Below are 17737 nucleotides of genomic sequence, written 5' to 3' on the forward strand. Positions count from 1 at the left end.
TCGCTGGCACCGGCCGTTGGGGGATTTTGGCGGGAATTATGTGGCCCTGCCAGGAGGAATGACACAGCTGCGGAATTCCCCTCTAAATGGCGTTATCACGACAGCCTCCGGAGAGCATGCTCGTCCAGCGGAGCTCAGTCGACATCTTGTGCTCCTTCGAGAGGTTCACATCCGGCCGAGAGGATCACCGTCGCTATGTTCGAGTCTTCATCGCCCACACCCGCCCGAGCTCCGCGTTGGATGTGGGCGCTGGTCATCGTCCTTGCTGCGGCGTTGGTAGCTGTACTGACAGGACTGCTCGTCCGGGGCGACGGGGCAACGGTTTCCACCGTGGTTTTGGCCGACGGCAGCGCTTTCGGTGCAACGGTGCTATTGCTCATGAAGTCATGCCCGTAAGCCGAGCCTGATCGACCGTTTCGACCGGGCCCGGCTTGACTGAGTCGGCTGTCGGGCTTGCGGCGGCCGGCGTGTGAAGATGGGCCGGTGGTGTCCGTTGACGCGGTGACTGACGACGAGGTCGCTCGGCTGCGTCGTGAGCTGGAGCGGTTACGGTCGGAGAACCATCGGCTGTCGCGTCTGCTGGAGCTGCGGGGCCAGGACACCACTCCAGCTCCGGAGCAACTCGCCGCGATAGCCACGCCGGGACTGGTCACGATGGCGTCGCCGGTGCCGGAAAAGCTGGCGTTCTACGCCAACCTGTTCCGCGGGCGGCGGGATGCTTATGCCAAGCGTTGGGAGAACGACCGGCTCGGAACAGCGGGCTGGTCTCCTGCGGTGGCGGGCGGCTGGCGCAAGGGGATGGACCGGCGCACCGCAGCCTATCTGCCGCTCACCGCGGAGGTGGTTGCCGCCCATCTGGTCGGTGACGTGTTCATGGGCCTGTATCCGCTGCTCACCGACAATACCTGCCAATTCCTGGCCGCGGACTTCGACGGCAGCACTGCGTTGATCGATGCGCTGGCCTACTGCAAAGCCGCCCGAGCCAGCGGTGTCCCGGCGGCTTTGGAGATCTCCCAGTCAGGGCGTGGGGCGCACGCCTGGGTCTTCTTCACCGACCCGATTCCCGCTGCCACGGCCCGATCGGTCGGAACGGTCCTGCTGCATGAGGCCATGGTGCTGCGGGGCTCGATGGACCTGCGCTCGTACGACCGGTTATTCCCGAATCAGGACGTCCTGCCCGACGGTGGCCTCGGAAACCTGATCGCGGCGCCGCTGCAGGGTCGGCGCCGCAAGGACGGCCTGACGCTCTTCCTCGACCTGGCGACCCTGGAGCCATACGAGGACCAGTGGGCCTTTCTGTCGGTCCTCGACCAGCTCAGCCCGGGCGACGCGGAAAGAGTCGCCCGTCGTGCGAAACAGGCCGTCGTCGGCGCCGGTGTGGCGAAGATGAGCAGGTCGGATGCCACCAAGGTCCACCCGCCGCTGCCAACGACGGTGCAGGCAGAACTCGCGGCGGGCCTGAGTATCGACACCTCGCAACTGCCGGCGGCCGCGCTGGCCACGTTCAAGCACGCGGCCTCGCTGTCCAATCCGAAGTTCTACGAGTTGCAGCGGCTTCGCAAGTCGACCTGGGACACGCCACGGTTTCTTCGCGGGTACGACATCACGCTGGACGGTCGCCTGGTTCTACCGCGCGGGTTGCGGCACGTGGTCGGACGGATCGTCGAGGATGCCGGATCCCGATTGGTGATCACGGATACGCGAGATGCCGGCAGGGAGATCGAGGTCGCCTTCACCGCCGAACCGACCACCAGGCAAAGCGCCGCGGTGAGTGCGATGCTCGCCCACGACGACGGCATGCTGGTGGCTCCACCGGGCTCCGGCAAGACCGTCATGGCCTGCGCGATGATCGCCGAACGAGCCACCTCGACCCTGATTCTCGTCGACCGCAAAGCGTTGGCCGAACAGTGGCGGTCGCGCGTCGAGCAGTTCCTCGGCGTACGGCCGGGGCAGATCGGCGGCGGCCGGCGCAAGCTCACCGGTGTCGTCGATGTCGCGATGCTGCCCTCGCTGGCCCGGCGTACCGACGTCGCGGACCTCACCGCCGGGTACGGACACGTGATCGTCGACGAATGTCACCACCTTGCCGCCGCCGCGTACGACCATGCGGTCAAACGGATCGGCGCGCAGTTTTGGCTCGGGCTCACCGCGACGCCGTCCCGCCGGGACGGCCTCGGCGAACTCGTGACCTGGCAGCTCGGCCCTGTTCGGCACACCGTGACCGACGAGGACCCGGATACGCTCGCCGCCATCTGGCAGGAAGAGGCCGGTCCGCGCCGCCTGTTGTTCGTCCATGAGACCCAGTTCCGGGCTGATGAGCAGGACCTGTCGTCACCGGGCGCACTGGCGGCCGTACACCGCTCCCTGATCGGGGATGAAACACGAAACACCCAGATCGTCGACGACGTCGCGGCAGCCCTCGCCAAAGGGCGCAACTGTCTCGTGCTGACCCGCCGCATCGCCCATGTCGAAACTCTGGCTTCGCTCCTAGCGGATCGCGGACACCAAGCGCTCCTGTTACAGGGAGGCATGACCACTACGGATCGGCGTGCGGCAGTCGACCGGCTCGGCGAGGCGAAGGTCGGCGACGGGCTCCTGGTTCTCGGCACCACGCCGTTCATCGGCGAGGGTTTCGATGCACCCGTACTCGACACCCTGTTTCTGGCCGGGCCGATCTCCTTCGACGGCCTCCTGGTTCAGTGCGCCGGTCGGGTCATCCGCGCGGCACCTGGCAAGGACGTCGCGGAGGTGCACGACTACCACGACCCGGCGACGCCGATCCTTGCCGTTTCGCTGCAGCGCCGTATGCCCGGCTATCGGGCGCTGGGCTTCGTCAGACCGTAGCGGGATTTCGGATTTTTCGAATAGCGGTATGCTGGTTTCATGTCGAGCACTCTGCGTGAACGGACCGTTCTGCCACCTGAAAACCCCGCCGACCTGGTGCGCTTCGCGCGGGGTATGGCCGACGCAGAAGCCCCCGCGCGAGCGAAGCTGGTGGGCCCGGACGGTTCGCAGCTCGACATCCCGGCCGAACTCTACGAACTGCTGCGCGACGTCGTCGGCGCCCTGTCCCAGGGCATGGCCGTCTCGATCGCCCCGCACAACACGATGCTGACCACCCAAGAAGCTGCTGACCTGCTCAACATCTCACGACCCACGCTGGTCCGACTGCTCACCGACGGCGAGATCCCGCACAGCCTGCGCGGCCGGCATCGACGAGTCCTGCTGCGTGACATCCTCGACTACTCCGAGCGCACCCGCACCGAACGCCGCCGAGCCCTGGACCAGATGGCCGCCGATGCCGAGGACGACGACCTGTACGAGATCACCCTCGACTCCCCGCCGTCGAGGTGACCGCCGGTCATGGTGGCGTTCCCGGCGTTCCTTGACACCTGCGTGCTCTACCCGGCCTACCTGTGCGACACGTTGCTTCGCCTCGCCGAAGCCTCCGCGTACCGGCCGCTCTGGTCGGCCGACGTCTTCGCCGAACTGCATCGCAACCTCACCGAGCGTGGGCTACCACCGGATCGGGTCGATCGGCGGCTCGGCCAGATGAGCCGGTCATTCCCCGACGCCCTGGTCACCGGCTACGAGTCGCTTGTCGACGGTATGACGAACCATCCGAAGGACCGGCACGTTCTGGCTGCCGCCGTACGCGCCGATGCCGAAGTCATCGTCACCTTCAACCTCAGCGACTTCCCCGAGCCGGCCCTCAAGCCCTACGACATCGCGGCCATCCACCCCGACGACTTCCTCCTCGACCAACTCGATCTCTACCCCGGCTCGACCATGGACGTGCTCCGCCACCAGGCCGCGTCCTACCGGCGAGCGCCGAACACCGTGCCGGAGGTCCTCGTCCTTCTGCAGCGCACCGGCGTGCCCAGATTCGCGGCTGAAGTACGACGCCATCTCGGCCTTCCGGCTTGGTAGCGCAGCCGTTCGAGGCGGCTGAAGGCGGATGCAAATCAGGCTAACGTGCTGGCCGAACACCCCTTGAACTGGCCAAACGTCCCCGGTAAGGGGTCGCCGGTGACGATGATCGGGTGGTTCGCATGGTGCATCGTCCGGCCCACTCCATACCTGACCTGCGTGTTCGAGCAGGTCAAATGTGGCATCGCGCGAACCGTGGGGCGCTCGGCCGCTGCCCCGGACCGGATGTGGTAGACGTTTCGTCGACTTGCGGGCGCTGGCCTGGTCGCGATGCCTGCCGTTCCTTCCGGAGTTCCGTGACTGGCAGCCGATGGGCGATGAGGAACGGCAACGACTGCTGGACGGCTTCGCGCCGGTCGACGACACGGTCGCCAGGTCGCTGGCCGATCTGTTCCTGGACTACGGCGACGGGTACATGACCAGCGGTCCGCTGTGCTGGAGCCCCGGTCAGGTCGGCTTGTTCCTGGCCGACTGGCTGCCGCGCAAGGCGGCGTTGGACGCCGAGCAACGTGCCGCGCTGCCGGAGGTGTTGCGGCGCTGGATCCGGTACGCCCTGGAACGCCGTATGGTCGACCCGGTATGGATCGGTCCGGTTGTTGAGGCTGTCGACACGTTCCTTCCCGCGTTCGAGGAGGCGTTCGACGACACCGCGGCGTGGGGTCCGGCCAAGCAGATCGCCGCGGAGCTGGCGGCCCGTGGTATCGATCTTTCCGACTCGGAAGCCGTCGAGGACGCAATGCGGGGACTCAACGCGGAACGCCTCGCTCGGCATCTCACCGACTGATCACCCGAACGAGGCACCCCGTGACGAGCTGACTCTGGCAGCTCATAGGTTGGTGGCATGTCGATGTCTGATGCCGCGCTGCTACGACGGGCTGGTGACCTCAAGGGCGAGCTGGTGGCGTTTTCTCAGCAGCCGCGCTACGACCGGGCTGCGTCGAAATTTCTGGCCGAGTACGGCAACGGCCTGGAAGACGCCGATGAGCAGCGGTGGATGCTGCTCTGGGACTGTTTCGTGCTGGAGCACCGGCTGGCGAACGGCCGGACGGTGGTGGAGCAGTTCGTCGAGGCCCGGCCGGACCTGCCGCAGGTGGAACGGGAGATGGTGCTCGGCTGGCGCGATGTGGTGCAGGGCCCGTTCGAGGTGCAGCGCAAGGACGGGCCGGCGCTCGTGGTGGAGAGCCTGGTCGACGACTTGACCTATCGGGTCCGGTCGAACATGGGCCCGGCCGTGTTCAGGCGGATGCCGCGCCGCTCGTTCATCATCGCCCGGCTGGTCGCGGTCGGTGACGAGTGGATGCTGAGCGGGCCGGTACAGATCCTGCGCGGGAGCGAGCGGGACATCGCCTATCAGCTCGCGCTGGACATGTCTTTGCGTACGCCGGAAGCGGTTTTCCGAAACCCGGACAAGCTTGCTCTGGCATGGGAACACCAGCGTGCTGACCGGGCACGGTTCGTGGACTTCTTCGGCGCCGACCTGCTGGTGGTCCCGGGAGAACAGGCGCAGGATCGGCTCGACGGCTACTACACGTACTGCCGTGACGCGATTCTCGGGCCGGACCCGAAGGACGTCCCTCCTGCGGTGTCGATGTCGTTGCCGCCGGACCTGACCGATGCGGAGACGGTGGCGCTGATCTACGACGAGACGGACGGACTCGGCTTCTATGCGGAGTTCGGTCTCGTGGAGGAGGCGTTCGCGAACCCCGACCTGCTGCGCCGCCGCCGGTGGCGCGAGCAGACACTGTCCTATCTCGAAGACGACAGCGTGGAGCCGATGGTCCTGCGCCGGCTGGCGGCGAGGGATCCCGACAAGGCGAGTGTCGTGTTCCGGCGGCTGCTGAAACGGCCACGGTTCGACTGGAGCCGGGACGGTGAGGAACTGATGCGCGAGGCCAAGCCGGGATATTTCGATCAACCGCCGCGTCCGCGGGTGAGTCCGCTCAGCGAGCGCTTGGCAGAGTTCGTCAAACACCGCTGAGCAAGGAGCGATAGGGCCGCCCGCTACTCGTAGCGGTACCGGCAGGAGATGATGGTGATCTCGCTGGCCTCGACGGCGTACACCATGCGATGTTCATCGTCGATGCGCCGGGACCGGAGGCCCGCGAGGTTGTTCCGGAGGATCTCAGGTTTTCCGATGCCCTGGCCGTTCCTGCTTCGAGAGCGAGGAGCGTCGGTTCGCGGGCCGTCGCCGGCCGCAGCAAGCCCACTCGATCATCGGGAACGGTGCCGCCGTTTGGTCGCGGCCGACGTGGTCGAGCGGCTGGAGCGGGCATGGAGGTCACCAGCGCGCTCATCGCTCACCACCGGGCCCGGCGCCGCGGGTCCCACGTTGCGGTGGTCGTTGTCGCGGCCGGTTGCGGTTCTCCTCCGGCCGGGGCTGATTCGGTGGAGTCGATGGGGCGGTATTGCCGGGTGGGCTGGTCTACCGGCGAAGATCGAGAATTTCCTGGGATCTGATTCAGGGCTTGGTGGCGCGCCGGTAACGGTTGCCGAGTTCGCGTACGAGTGCGACGAGTTCCGGGGGAGCGGTCACGGTGAAGTCGACGCCGAGCAGGCCGAGGTGGACGGCCAGCGCCTCGATGGTGTCCGCCCCGGTGTCCAGCAGGCAGCGGGTATCGTCGACGGCCGTGATCGTGCCGATCGCCGGGTTGATCCGTTCAGCGAGTCGTTCGGCCGAGGCATGCACGACCACCTGGGCGCGGTGTCGCCAAGCTGCCGATGACACGCCTCGGCGGACGCGGTCGACGGCCTCCTCGGGGAGTTCGCGAGGGGTGAATCGAGGTCCGGCGGGGGTACGCGGGTGGAGCCGGTCCACCCGGTAGGTCCGCCAGTCCGCCCGCTCGACGTCGAACCCGACGAGGTACCACCGCCGGCCCCAGTTGACCAGGCGGTAGGGCTCGGCGTCGCGCCGGCTTTCGGAGCCGTCATGGCTGCGGTAGTCGAAGCGCAGGCGTATGTGGTCCCGGCAGGCCGCCGCGATGCTGCTGAGCGTGTCGGCGTCGACGCGCGGACCGGTGTCGTCACGGGGTACGGCTTCGGCGTACCGATGAAGGGTGTTGACCCGGCGCCGCAGGCGTGACGGAAGCACCTGCTCCAGTTTCGCCAGCGCCCGCATCGACGTCTCCTCGATGCCGAGGATCGTGCCGCCCGCGGCGGTCCGTAACCCGATCGCGACGGCGACCGCCTCCTCGTCGTCGAGCAGCAACGGTGGCAGTGCGGCGCCGGCGCCGAGCCGGTATCCGCCGACCGAGCCGCGCGTGCCGTGCACCGGATAGCCGAGGTTGCGCAGGCGGTCCACATCGTTGCGGACCGTTCGTGTGCTGACCGACAGGCGTTCGGCGAGTTCGGCGCCGGTCCAATCGCGGGGAGTCTGCAGCAGGGAGAGCAGGCGCAGCAGTCGTGCCGAGGTTTCCAACATTCCTCGAAGCTTGCCAGATAATTAGGAAAGGACCTTGCCTAATAGGCTCCTACGCTCGACCACATGACGAACGACAGCACGATCACTCCCTTCCGGATCGCGATTCCGCAGGCCGACCTCGACGATCTCCAGGAGCGCCTGGCCCGGACCCGGTGGGCCGAGGAACTGCCGGTGGGTGATGCGGCGGCGGCGCCCGGGCCGGTTCCGCCGGGTTGGGAGTACGGCGTTCCAGTCGGCTACGTCAAGCAGCTGATCGAACGATGGCGGACCGGATACGACTGGCGGGCCTGGGAGGCGAAGCTCAACGCATACCCGCAGTTCACCACCGAGATCGACGGTCAGAACGTCCACTTTCTGCATGTCCGGTCGCCGGAGCCGGACGCGACTCCCCTGATCCTGACCCACGGCTGGCCGACGACGGTGGTCGAGTGGCTCGACGTGATCGGCCCGCTGACCGATCCGCGGGCCCACGGTGGCGATCCGGCGGACGCGTTCCACCTGGTCATTCCGTCCGTACCGGGTTTCGGCCTGTCCGGGCCCACTCACGAGCGCGGCTGGGACCGGTACCGGGTGGCCCGGGCGTGGGCGGAGCTGATGCGCCGGCTCGGGTACGACCGGTACGGCGCGGCCGGTAACGACGGCGGCTCACTGATCTCTCCGGAGGTCGGCCGGGCAGATCCGGAGCACGTCCGAGGTGTGCACGTGACGCAGGTCTTCTCGTTCCCGTCGGGCGATCCGGCCGAGCTGGCCGGCCTCTCCGAGGAGGAACGCGGCAAGCTCGCGTTCGCGGACTGGTTCACCCAGAACCGGGGTGCGTACGACAAGCTCCAGTCCACCGAGCCGCAGAACCTCGCGCACGCGCTGGCCGACTCGCCGGCCGGTCTGCTCGGCTGGCATGCCCAGCTGCTCGGCGGCAACCTCGACCCGGATTTCGTGCTGACCAACGTGATGATCTATTGGTTGACCAACACGGCGGCCTCGGCGGCCCGGTTCTACTACGAGGACGCGACGACGGCACCCGCGCGTCAGAAGTCGAACGGCCGCGGCACGACCGTGCCGGAGCCGACCACCGTGCCGCTCGGCCTGGCCAATTTCGCCTGGGACTACCAGTCGATCCGGACGTTCGCCGATCGCGACCACAGCGACATCGTCTCCTGGAACGTCTACGACCGGGGCAGCCACTTCGCCGCCCACGACGCCCCCGACCTGCTCATCGACGACATCCGGCAGTTTTTCCGCCAGGTTCGCTGAACACTCCTCCGCAACGAAAGGCAGACATCATGTATCTCGTCATCGGTGCCACCGCCCACTTCGGACGCCAGACCGTGGAGGAACTGGCCGCCGCGAACGTGCCGGTGCGGGCGCTCACCCGTACCCCCGAGAAGGCCGCTCTCCCGGACGGCATCGACGTCGTCCGCGGTGATCTGACCCGGCCGGAGACGCTGCCGCCGGCATTCGCCGGCGTCGAGGCCGCCCTGGTGATCCTCCCGTACGGCATGGACGTGTCCCCGCTGCTGGCGGGGGCCAGCGCGGCCGGCGTACGGCGACTGGTGTTCCTCTCCTCCGGGGCGATCGTCGCCGGGGCCGAGCGGCAGCCCGACGTGATCGCCCGATACCACCGGGACGTCGAGCAGGCCATCGAGGCGTCCGGGATCGACTGGACGTTCCTGCGCCTCCTGTTCCCGGCGATCAACTCGCTGACCTTCGCGATGCAGACGCAGAGCGGAGACGTCATCCGGGCGCCGTACACCGAGGCGGCGTTCAGTGCGGTGCACGAGCGGGACGTCGCCGCGGTGGCCGCGCGGATCCTGACCAGCGACGGACACGCCGGCCGGATCTACGACCTGACCGGCCCGGAGTCGCTGACCCAAACCCAGCAGGTTCGCATCCTCGGCGAGACGCTCGGGCGCGCGCTCACCGTCGAGGACCTCGACCCGGAGCCGGTGCTGGAGCAGATGAGCCGGTTCATGGACGGCGAGTTCCTGGCGGCGCTGTTCGGCCTGATGGCGGAGGCGGTCGGTAAGCCCGCGCCGGTGAACGACACCGTCGAGCAGATCACCGGCCGGCCCGCGCGGACGTACGCGGAATGGGCCGCGGACCACCGCGCCGACTTCGGAGGCTGACCGTGCCCCGGACATGGGGACGACGGGCGTTGGGACGGGCCCTGCTCGCCCGCCAGATGTTGCTGGAACGCGCCGACGTGACCGCCGAGGAGGCGATCACCCGCCTGGTCGGTATGCAGGCGCAGGCGCCGTACGCGCCCTACTTCGGACTGTGGAGCAGGCTGCGGAGATTCGGTGTCGCTGACCTGGCGGACGGGCTCAACGACCGTCGCCTGGTCCGCATCGCGCTGATGCGCAGCACCATCCATCTGGTCACCGCCGCCGACTGCCGCCTGCTGCGGCCATGGGCTCAGCCGGCCCTCGACCGTGAACTGAACACCGCGTTCAGATCGGCCCTGACCGGCTTGGACCGTGCCGCCGTGGCGGAGGCGGGCCGGGCACTGCTCAGCAGGCGGAACCTCACGCCCGGCGAACTGGGGATGGCGCTGAACGAACAGTGGCCGGATCGTGAGCCCCGCGCGCTCGCAACCGTGGTGCGCAACCTGACCCCGCTGATCCAGTTGCCGCCACGTGCGGTGTGGGGAATCGGCGGCGCCACCAGGTACGCGACGGCGGCCGACTGGGTCGGCGCCGGCCCCGACGCCGAGACGGACGGCGAACGGATCGTGCTGCGCTACCTCGCCGCGTTCGGCCCTGCCTCGATCAGCGATGTGCAGACGTGGGCCGGGCGAACCCGGCTGCGTCCCGTTCTGGACACGCTTCGCCCGCGGCTGGCGGTCTTCCGTGACGAGCACGGAGTCGAACTGTTCGACCTTCCGGAAGCGCCGCGCCCCGACGCGGACACCTACGCGCCGGTTCGGTTCCTGCCCGAGTACGACAACCTGCTCGCCTCCCACGCCGACCGCACCCGCGTGATCTCGGAAGAGGCCCGGAAACGGGTCATGACGAGCAATGGGATGCGTGCCGCGCTGCTGGTGGACGGCGAGGTGGCGGGCACGTGGAAGCTTCATCCGGGCAGGAAGTCGACAGTTCTGGAGATCGACCCGTTCCGGCCGCTGACCGCGGTCCAGCGTGCCGAGGTCGAAGCCGAAGGCGGCCGCTTGCTGGAGTTCGCCGCTCCCGGCGCGAACCACCACGTACGGTCCTGGGACGGCTGGCGGACGTGAGCGCACCACACGCCTTCCTCGTCGCGTCCACGACGACCGGCACAGTCACCGTTCGGGATTCGGCCATGGATGATCGTGACCGGCTGGCCCGCGGGTGACGGGGTGCCGTCGGTCGGCGGGTCGGGCGAGCTGATGGCCGGTCGCGGAACCTGCACCGGCACGTAGAGGTTCGCCCTGGTCTCAGGCGAGACCACGCCCTCCGCGGTCTGGCTGGTGACGGTCAGGAAGTTGTCTCCCCGCCGGTCAGGGGTGACGACGACGGTGCTGCGGCCCTCGGCATCGGCGGTGGCGGTCTCCGACGGGCCGTCGTTCAGCCGGTAGGTGAACGACACCGTCCCGGGCACCTGACTCGAGAGTTGGATCGTCCGCGGCTCGCCGACTGCGGCGCCCCCATTCTGGTCGAAGACCTTCGGCGTGTGGTCGATGACCCGGAAGGAGTAGTTCGTCTCGACCGAGCGGTTGAGGGTGCGGTCGATCGCCTGAACCGTGAGGACGTGGGTGCCCAGCCCGGCCCTGGCGCCAGTCGGTCACCAGCCCGGGTGGCAGCCACCCCATCCCGGTGAGCACGTCGAGCGGGCTCACGTGACGCTGCCGCTCCAGGGCCTGCGCGGCCGCGGTCGTCACGCGGCGTTCCAGCTTGGAGACGGGCGGCATGGAGGCACGCTACCCCGCCCCCGGAAGCGGACGGGCACAGACGGGCCACAGGTTTCGTGATCCGATCCGGTCGATGGTCCGTATCACCCTGTGTCCGCGAGTGTCGACGGGACTCGATGAGCCCTGGGCGGCACACGAGAGTGAGGGAGGTTCGATGTCCGTGTGGCGCCGTCTGTGCAGTGCCGCGGTTCTCTCCGCCGCGCTGGTCATGCTGGTGCCGGATCCGGCGCGGGCAGCGCCGGACGTCCCGGTGCCTCCGGAGAACCTGCTGCTCGACCGCGGTACGGGTGACATCTCGGCCGCCGACAAGGATCTCGTGGTCAAGGTGCGTCTCGCCGGCCTCTGGGAGATCCCGGCCGGGGAGATGGCCCAGCAGAAGTCGAACAGCGCCCGGATCAAGAAGATCGGCCAGAACATCGCCGATCAGCATGCCGCGCTCGACCAGCTGGCCCGTACCGCCGCGAAGGAGCTGAGGATCGCCCTGCCCAACGAGCCGAACAGCGACCAGCAGGGCTGGCTCGACGAGATGGAGGCGGCGGAGGGTCCCGAGTTCGACGCGATCTACATCGACCGGCTGCGGTCCGCGCACGGCAAGATCTTCCCGGCGATCGCGACGATCCGGGCGAGCACCCGCAACGACACCGTACGCAGGCTGGCCCAGCAGGCGAACCAGTTCGTCATGACGCACATGACCCTGCTGGAGAGCAGCGGGATCGTGGACTTCGCCGCCCTGCCGACCGCCCCGGCCCCGAACGCGGCGGCCAGCAGCAAGCCGGCCACCCAGGTGCTCTCCGCGGCTGAACAGAACTCCGGTGAGAGCGGCGCGAACATTCCGCTGATCGCCGCGGCCCTGGCCGGTGGGCTGGTCGCGGGCGTCCTCGTCACCCGGCAGATCGTCGGCGGCCGTGGCCGCAACGGCTACCGGTCGCGGCGGCCACGCTATTACGGAGGCTGAACAGGGTGACGCGGTGACCTCGTCGCCGGATGGTGTGATCGTCACCGATTGGCTCCGCGGGGTCCTGCACCCGCGCCGGAGCGGCATCGCCTCCGTCGTCCGGCCACCGGCCGGGATCGACGAGGCCTGGGCCGGGCTGCGGCGCGGGATCTGGGCGCAGGACGCCGCGATCCGGGCGAACTCCACCGAGTCGTCGCGGGTGTGGCAGCTGGTCGCCTCGTCCGCCGCCGAGGACCGGGCACTCGGCGCCCGGCTGCTCGGCGAGACGGCCCGGGTCGGTGACGAGCGGGAGGACCACGCGCTGGTCCGGGCGGTCCGCGAGCGGTTCCGGTACGTCGATCACGGCGCCGACGAATGGCTGGCCGATTTCCTGGTGGCCGCCCACGGTCTGGCCGAGGCGTGCCGGCGGGTGCTCGGCGGCTTCCACGTCGATCTGCCGTACACCGGGGTGGGTGTCTTCGGTCGCCTGCGGGAGCTGCTGGTGGTGGCCGACGCGGCGACGTACGCCCAGGCGCGCGACGTGCTGCTGGACGTCCGGGACCGGATGGCGAAGGAGCTCACCGGCAGCCTCCGCGCCGACCTGTTCTGGGCGGTCACCTATCTGCTGCCGCTCGGCCCGCAGGCGGGGCCCGAGGAGCGGGCCGCGCACGCCGGGGCGATGCGGTCCGTCGGCCGGTTCGGCGACGCCCCGGTGCACGCTTCCGGGCTGGCCGCCGGCGACCTGGACACGCTGGAACGGTTCCTGCGCGCCAACGACCGGGTGCGGCACGAGTTCTTCGCCGGTGGCCTCTACCTGGCCGGTGTGGTGGAGACGGCGGGCGCGGCGGCCGGGCCGGTGCTGGCTCGGATGCGGCCGGACCCCCCGTACCGGGACGATCCGTACGTCAACGGCATCTGGTGCAGACTGCTCGCCCACGTCGACGACGACACGGCCCGGGCCGCGCTGGACGAACAGCGCCGCGCCGGGCATACGTGGGCGACCGGATTCACCGTTCCGGAAACGGCGCGGGTGGACGTACCCGATGGATCGTCTTGTCCTTATCAGCCGCCGAAGGCGGTGCGTCCCGCCTGGCTGGACGTGGCCGTGCCGGTGGAGCCCGTGCTGCGGCTGCGGGACGCCGAGCGGGCGGACGCGGAGCGCAAGGGGGTGAACGCGGACGCCGAGCAGTGGGACGGCGTGCCGATCGGGCGGTGCGACACCGCCGCGGTGACCGCCTGGCTGGAGCATCGCGAGCGCTGGGCGATTCCGGCGACGCTGCCCGCCCTCGCCCTCGCGCCGCGCTGGACCCACGAGCGGCTGATGGCCCTCGGCTTCACCCACTACCACTACCGGGTGCGGTCGCTGGTTCCGTTGCTGCTGCTCAGGCACGGGGTGAGTCACGTCGCGGCGCTGCTGTCGGCGTTCGGCGAGACGACGTGCGTGGAGGCGGCGCTGGAGGTGGCGCAGCCGGTCGGGCACGCGTCGCTGGCCGCGCCGATGGTCCGCGCCTTCGCCGGGAAGAAGCATCGCCGCCTGGCCCGGTCCTGGCTGCTGCGCCATCCGGAGCACGCGGCCGCCGGGTCGGTGGCGCTGTGGCGCGCCGACCCGGACGACCCGGCGACCGGGCGGGTGCTGCGTCATCTCGACGCGCAGGGGCACCGGGCGCTGCTCACGGCCCAGGCCGGCGACCGGGCCGCGGACCTGGTCACGCTCCTGGAACGGGACCCGCTCGACGCCCCGAAGGCCAGGAGGCCGAAGATCCCGGCCTATCTGACCGGCACGCCGCTGCCTCCGCTCACCGCCGCCGACGGCGGCCGGGCGACAACCGACGATCAAGACCATTTCCTGGTACGCCTGGCGTCGTGCGACACCGACGAGGTGCACCCGGCCGTCCTCGCCGCCCGGAACCGCTGGACCGCCGCGTCCCGGGCGGCCTTCGCGGACGCGCTGTTCGACCGCTGGGTGGCGGCCGGGGCGCCGGCCGCCGACGGCTGGTGCATGCAGGCGGTGGGCCTGATCGGCGACGACGCGGGCGCCCGGCGGCTGGCCGCGCACGCCCGGCAGTGGGCCGGCACCAACGCGGCGGCCCGCGCCCAGGCCGCCCTCGACGCGCTGCGGCACCGCGGCACCGACGCCGCCCTGATCGAGATGAGCCTGCTCGCCGAGCGTTCCCGGTTCCCGGTCTTCAAGAGCCGCGCCCGGGACCACATCGAGGCGATCGCCGACCTGCGCGGGCTCACCCCGGACGAGCTGGCCGACCGGCTGGTGCCGTCGCTCGGCCTCGACGAGGAGGGCGGCGACGTCCTCGACACCGGCGCCGGCGTTTTCCGGATCGGCTTCGACCACCAGCTGGCCCCGGTCCTGCGGGACCCGGACGGCCGGATCCTCGCCGACCTGCCCCGGGGCGGCGACCCGCGGCGGCGCAAGGCGGCCAAGGACCGGCTCACCGCGCTACGCAAAGAGGCCCGCGCCTCGGCGTCGCTGCACATGGCCCGGCTGGAACGGGCGATGTGCGCCCAGCGGCGGATCCCCGCCCCGATCTTCCTGGACCGGTTCGCCGCCCACCCGTGGATGACCCACCTGGCCCGCCGCCTGGTCTGGGGCGTCTTCGAGGGCGAGACCCGGACCGGCACGATCCGGGTCGCCGAGGACGGCACACCGGCCACCGTGGACGACGACCTGGCCGTGCTCCCGGACGGCGCCACCGTCAGCGTCCTGCATCCGCTGCTCTTCGCCGACGGCGAGCTGGCCGCCTGGGGCGCGGTCTTCGCCGACTACCAGCTGCTCCAGCCGTTCGCGCAGCTCGACCGGCCGGTCCATGAAGACCTTCAGGACCTGCACCGGTACGCCGGGCGCGAGACCACCTACGCCGTGCTGCGCGGCCTGGAACGGCACGGCTGGACGCGCTGGTACGACGCCGCCGTCCAGATGGCGAAACCGCTGGGCGGGGGACGGCACGCGCTGCTGCGCACCGATCCGGGCTGGCACGCCTCGGACACCGTCGACTCCGCCCCACCGCAGACCGTCATCGACGTGATCGTGGTCGGCGGGGGCGATCCGTCCCCCGGCGGGCTGCCGCCGGTGGTCTTCTCGGAACTGGTGCACGATATGCGGGTATTCGACTGAGCCGGTGACGCATCCAGGAATTGCTACAATCCAGTATGCAATTCAATCGTGCAGCGCTGGACTCGCTCAAATCCGATCCGGCGGCCTCGCCCATTCACCGGTCGCTCGGTTACTACTACGGAAATGCGGAGCACGACGCGGCGCTGGACGCCTTCTACGCGCGTTTCGTGGGGCCCGGCGATCTGGTCTTCGACGTCGGCGCGCACGTGGGGGACCGGATCGGGAGTTTCCGGCGGCTCGGGGCGCGGGTCGTCGCGGTGGAGCCACAGCCGCTCTGCCTGCGCGCGATCCGGGAGATCTATGCTGGTGACGACGATGTGGTGACGATTCCGGCGGTGTGCGGCGGGTCCACCGGGACGGTCGACTTCTACGTCAACTCGGCGAATCCCACGGTGTCCACGGCGTCCAGCGACTTCGTCCGCGCCGCCGACGGCGCCGACGGCTGGCAGGGCCAGGTGTGGGACGAGCAGTTTCAGGTCCGGTCCGTGACGCTCGATTCACTGATCGCCGAACACGGAATTCCGGCATTCGTGAAAATCGACGTCGAAGGGTTCGAGGAAACTGTTCTCTCCGGCCTGAGCAATTCCGTTCCCGCGCTGTCCTTCGAATTCACCACCATTGAGCGGGAGGTGGCGCTGCGCTGCCTCGACCGGGTCACCGCGCTCGGTTTCAAGGAGTTCAACATCGCGATGGGCGATTCGATGGCGATGACCTTCCCGGAGTGGGTGGGCCGGGCGGAGATGGCCACCCACGTCCGGGAGCTGCCGCACGAGGCGAACGCCGGCGACGTCTACTGCCGCTGAGGGCTAGACGGTGGTGGTGGCGGGTTCCTTCTCCAGGGATCCGCTCCACCAGGGGGCCGCGCGGCGCAGCGACTCGCGCTGCCACAGCCAGCGGACGTCCTTGCCGAACGACCAGACCAGCGAGGCGATGCTGACCGCGATGCAGGCCCGCGCCAGCGGAACCGGGAGCAGGCCGGCGCTCGTCACCACCAGGACGGCGCCCTGCGAGGCGGCCACCACCTTGCGGGAGAACCGCGGCGGCAGCGCGCCGTTGAGCCAGGGCATCGGGTAGGACGCGAGCACGTAGGCGTACCGGAAGAGGCCGATGCCGACCGCCCACCAGCCCAGCGTGGTGCCGAGGTAGACACTCAGCGCGATGGCCAGGACCGAGTCGGCCTCCATGTCGAACCGGGCGCCGAACGCCGAGGTGGCGCCGGTCCGGCGGGCGATCTGGCCGTCCACGCCGTCGCACGCCAGGGACACCGCCGCCAGCCCGATCAGCGCGACGTGGTGGGTGCTCCCGGCGACCGCGTCGGCGGTGAGGGCGATCACCCCGCCGGTCAGGATCAGCCGTCCGAACGTGACGGTGTCGGCGGGTCCCCAGCGGTGGCCGTGGTGGTGTTCCAGGGAACGGCCCAGCAGCACCCACGTACCGGCGGCGAAGACGATCCCGGCCAGCCAGCCCGCCGCCCCGAGCCCGACGGTGGCCCCCAGCAGGAGCAGGACGGTTGCTTGCACGATGCCGCCGAGGACCAATGGGCGTGCCGGAACCGTCACTATTCCTCCTGTAGCCGCTCGTTCACCTGCCGTCGGGTAACACGGCTCGGGGCGGCGGGCGGTTCAGCCGGAGATCTTGAATTCCGCCGGCGCGCCGAGCCGGTCCGCGATCCGCTCGGCGTACGCGGTCAGGAAGGCCTGCCGGACGGTGCGGCTCTTCGAGTCGATCAGGTTCATGGCCCGGGCCGCCTGCGCGAGCAGCGAACCGAACAGCAACTCGGTGGCGTACAGGCCGGTGACCGGCCCGGTGACGTCGACCAGGCCGAACTCCTGCATCCAGACGGCGTGGCAGCCGTTGGCCGCCGCCACCGCCCGCAGCAGCTGTGCCTTCGGCTGCTCGTACGGATTGTCCACGGCGATCCGCCGCCCACCGGTGCGCCCGTCTCCGGTGTTTTCCCGGAGCAGTTCCTGCGCCGCCAGGGTGCGAGCCTCCGCGATCTCGGCGTCGTCGGTCCCCTCGGCCTCGGCCAGCAGTCCCCGAACCCGGTCCAGCAGTTGCCGGCCGGGCTCACCGGCCGGCGCCGGGCTGGCCGGGCCGACCCGCGGCATCGACGTGAGCAGGCGCAGCACCTGGACGACCGACTCGATGGCGGCGGTCCGGTCGAACCCGTTGCGGTCCGCCCACTCCGGCAGCGGTTCCGGATCGGTGACGAGCCGGCTGTGCCGGGCACTGTGCTCCCGCCGTACCGCCCGGACCATCTCGGACGTCTGCCATCCCCGCTGCCCGGCCCGCTCGATCTCGCCGTGCAGGGCCGCGAGCAGGGTTCGGTCGACCTCGCGCGGGTCGGGGCTCGCCGCCAGCCGGAGGCAGACCCCGGTGTCGAGTTCGAGCAGGGTGTCGGTGACCGGCCGCTGGGCCGGGATACGGGGCCGGCTTGCCGCCAAC

Annotated in this window: 15 protein-coding genes; 11 read left to right on the plus strand and 4 right to left on the minus strand. The window is 69.9% G+C overall.

Annotated elements, in window-relative coordinates:
• Nucleotides 1-501: 501 nt before the first annotated feature.
• From J5X75_RS12505 to J5X75_RS12525, 5 genes are all read left to right on the plus strand, one after another.
• On the plus strand, nucleotides 502-2844 hold the full coding sequence (locus J5X75_RS12505) for a DEAD/DEAH box helicase (RefSeq protein WP_208467513.1): 2343 nt from the start codon (nucleotides 502-504) through the stop codon (nucleotides 2842-2844).
• Nucleotides 2845-2883: 39 nt separating this feature from the next.
• Nucleotides 2884-3354, plus strand: a complete 471-nt coding sequence (locus J5X75_RS12510) for a helix-turn-helix domain-containing protein (RefSeq protein ID WP_183226262.1) — start codon at nucleotides 2884-2886, stop codon at nucleotides 3352-3354.
• A 9-nt stretch (nucleotides 3355-3363) separates the two neighbouring features.
• Nucleotides 3364-3930 carry a PIN domain-containing protein gene (locus J5X75_RS12515; RefSeq protein ID WP_238487760.1) on the plus strand — a complete coding sequence of 189 codons (567 nt, stop codon included), beginning with the start codon at nucleotides 3364-3366 and terminating at the stop codon, nucleotides 3928-3930.
• A 247-nt stretch (nucleotides 3931-4177) separates the two neighbouring features.
• Entirely contained in the window at nucleotides 4178-4714 is a 537-nt protein-coding gene (locus tag J5X75_RS12520) for a hypothetical protein (RefSeq protein WP_208467514.1), read from the plus strand.
• A gap of 57 nt (nucleotides 4715-4771) precedes the next feature.
• Nucleotides 4772-5908: a hypothetical protein gene (locus J5X75_RS12525; protein WP_208467515.1), complete on the plus strand. Its 1137-nt coding sequence runs from the start codon at nucleotides 4772-4774 to the stop codon at nucleotides 5906-5908.
• Nucleotides 5909-5931: 23 nt separating this feature from the next.
• On the opposite strand, the gene J5X75_RS45420 is transcribed toward J5X75_RS12525, so the two are convergent.
• Together J5X75_RS45420 and J5X75_RS12535 are read right to left on the minus strand one after the other, a co-directional pair.
• The gene (locus J5X75_RS45420) at nucleotides 5932-6066 is read right to left on the minus strand and encodes a Txe/YoeB family addiction module toxin (protein ID WP_208467695.1); all 135 of its coding nucleotides are present in this window, start codon (nucleotides 6064-6066) and stop codon (nucleotides 5932-5934) included.
• A gap of 322 nt (nucleotides 6067-6388) precedes the next feature.
• The gene (locus J5X75_RS12535) at nucleotides 6389-7348 is read right to left on the minus strand and encodes a helix-turn-helix transcriptional regulator (protein WP_208467516.1); all 960 of its coding nucleotides are present in this window, start codon (nucleotides 7346-7348) and stop codon (nucleotides 6389-6391) included.
• A gap of 63 nt (nucleotides 7349-7411) precedes the next feature.
• Here J5X75_RS12535 and J5X75_RS12540 point away from each other — a divergent pair, with 63 nt between their 5' ends.
• The 6 genes from J5X75_RS12540 to J5X75_RS12565 all read left to right on the plus strand — a co-directional run bounded on the left by J5X75_RS12540 (nucleotide 7412) and on the right by J5X75_RS12565 (nucleotide 16095).
• Nucleotides 7412-8599 carry an epoxide hydrolase family protein gene (locus tag J5X75_RS12540; RefSeq protein WP_208467517.1) on the plus strand — a complete coding sequence of 396 codons (1188 nt, stop codon included), beginning with the start codon at nucleotides 7412-7414 and terminating at the stop codon, nucleotides 8597-8599.
• Between the two features lie 29 nt (nucleotides 8600-8628).
• Nucleotides 8629-9471 carry an NAD(P)H-binding protein gene (locus J5X75_RS12545; RefSeq protein WP_208467518.1) on the plus strand — a complete coding sequence of 281 codons (843 nt, stop codon included), beginning with the start codon at nucleotides 8629-8631 and terminating at the stop codon, nucleotides 9469-9471.
• A gap of 29 nt (nucleotides 9472-9500) precedes the next feature.
• Nucleotides 9501-10577, plus strand: coding sequence for a winged helix DNA-binding domain-containing protein (locus J5X75_RS12550; RefSeq protein WP_208467519.1), 1077 nt, complete (start codon nucleotides 9501-9503; stop codon nucleotides 10575-10577).
• A gap of 808 nt (nucleotides 10578-11385) precedes the next feature.
• Nucleotides 11386-12186, plus strand: a complete 801-nt coding sequence (locus J5X75_RS12555) for a DUF4142 domain-containing protein (protein ID WP_208467520.1) — start codon at nucleotides 11386-11388, stop codon at nucleotides 12184-12186.
• A gap of 13 nt (nucleotides 12187-12199) precedes the next feature.
• The gene (locus J5X75_RS45945; protein ID WP_208467521.1) at nucleotides 12200-15292 is read left to right on the plus strand and encodes a DUF4132 domain-containing protein; all 3093 of its coding nucleotides are present in this window, start codon (nucleotides 12200-12202) and stop codon (nucleotides 15290-15292) included.
• A 35-nt stretch (nucleotides 15293-15327) separates the two neighbouring features.
• On the plus strand, nucleotides 15328-16095 hold the full coding sequence (locus tag J5X75_RS12565) for an FkbM family methyltransferase (RefSeq protein ID WP_208467522.1): 768 nt from the start codon (nucleotides 15328-15330) through the stop codon (nucleotides 16093-16095).
• Nucleotides 16096-16098: 3 nt separating this feature from the next.
• Here the strand turns inward: J5X75_RS12565 and J5X75_RS12570 are convergent, their stop codons facing one another.
• Both J5X75_RS12570 and J5X75_RS12575 read right to left on the minus strand, forming a co-directional pair.
• Nucleotides 16099-16851, minus strand: a complete 753-nt coding sequence (locus J5X75_RS12570) for a CDP-alcohol phosphatidyltransferase family protein (protein WP_208467523.1) — start codon at nucleotides 16849-16851, stop codon at nucleotides 16099-16101.
• A 63-nt stretch (nucleotides 16852-16914) separates the two neighbouring features.
• Nucleotides 16915-17736 carry a hypothetical protein gene (locus J5X75_RS12575; RefSeq protein WP_208467524.1) on the minus strand — a complete coding sequence of 274 codons (822 nt, stop codon included), beginning with the start codon at nucleotides 17734-17736 and terminating at the stop codon, nucleotides 16915-16917.
• Nucleotide 17737: the final 1 nt, after the last annotated feature.

The sequence above is a fragment of the Actinoplanes flavus genome (assembly GCF_017592555.1).
Taxonomy (GTDB): Bacteria; Actinomycetota; Actinomycetes; order Mycobacteriales; family Micromonosporaceae; genus Actinoplanes; species Actinoplanes flavus.

Bases quoted from the DNA above. Each gene is read 5' to 3' on its own strand.
- J5X75_RS12510 (WP_183226262.1), top strand. From the start codon at position 2,884: ATGTCGAGCACTCTGCGTGAACGGACCGTTCTGCCACCTGAAAACCCC.
- J5X75_RS12515 (WP_238487760.1), top strand. From the start codon at position 3,364: ATGGTGGCGTTCCCGGCGTTCCTTGACACCTGCGTGCTCTACCCGGCC.
- J5X75_RS12525 (WP_208467515.1), top strand. From the start codon at position 4,772: ATGTCGATGTCTGATGCCGCGCTGCTACGACGGGCTGGTGACCTCAAG.
- J5X75_RS12535 (WP_208467516.1), bottom strand. From the start codon at position 7,348: ATGTTGGAAACCTCGGCACGACTGCTGCGCCTGCTCTCCCTGCTGCAG.
- J5X75_RS12540 (WP_208467517.1), top strand. From the start codon at position 7,412: ATGACGAACGACAGCACGATCACTCCCTTCCGGATCGCGATTCCGCAG.
- J5X75_RS12545 (WP_208467518.1), top strand. From the start codon at position 8,629: ATGTATCTCGTCATCGGTGCCACCGCCCACTTCGGACGCCAGACCGTG.
- J5X75_RS12555 (WP_208467520.1), top strand. From the start codon at position 11,386: ATGTCCGTGTGGCGCCGTCTGTGCAGTGCCGCGGTTCTCTCCGCCGCG.
- J5X75_RS12565 (WP_208467522.1), top strand. From the start codon at position 15,328: ATGCAATTCAATCGTGCAGCGCTGGACTCGCTCAAATCCGATCCGGCG.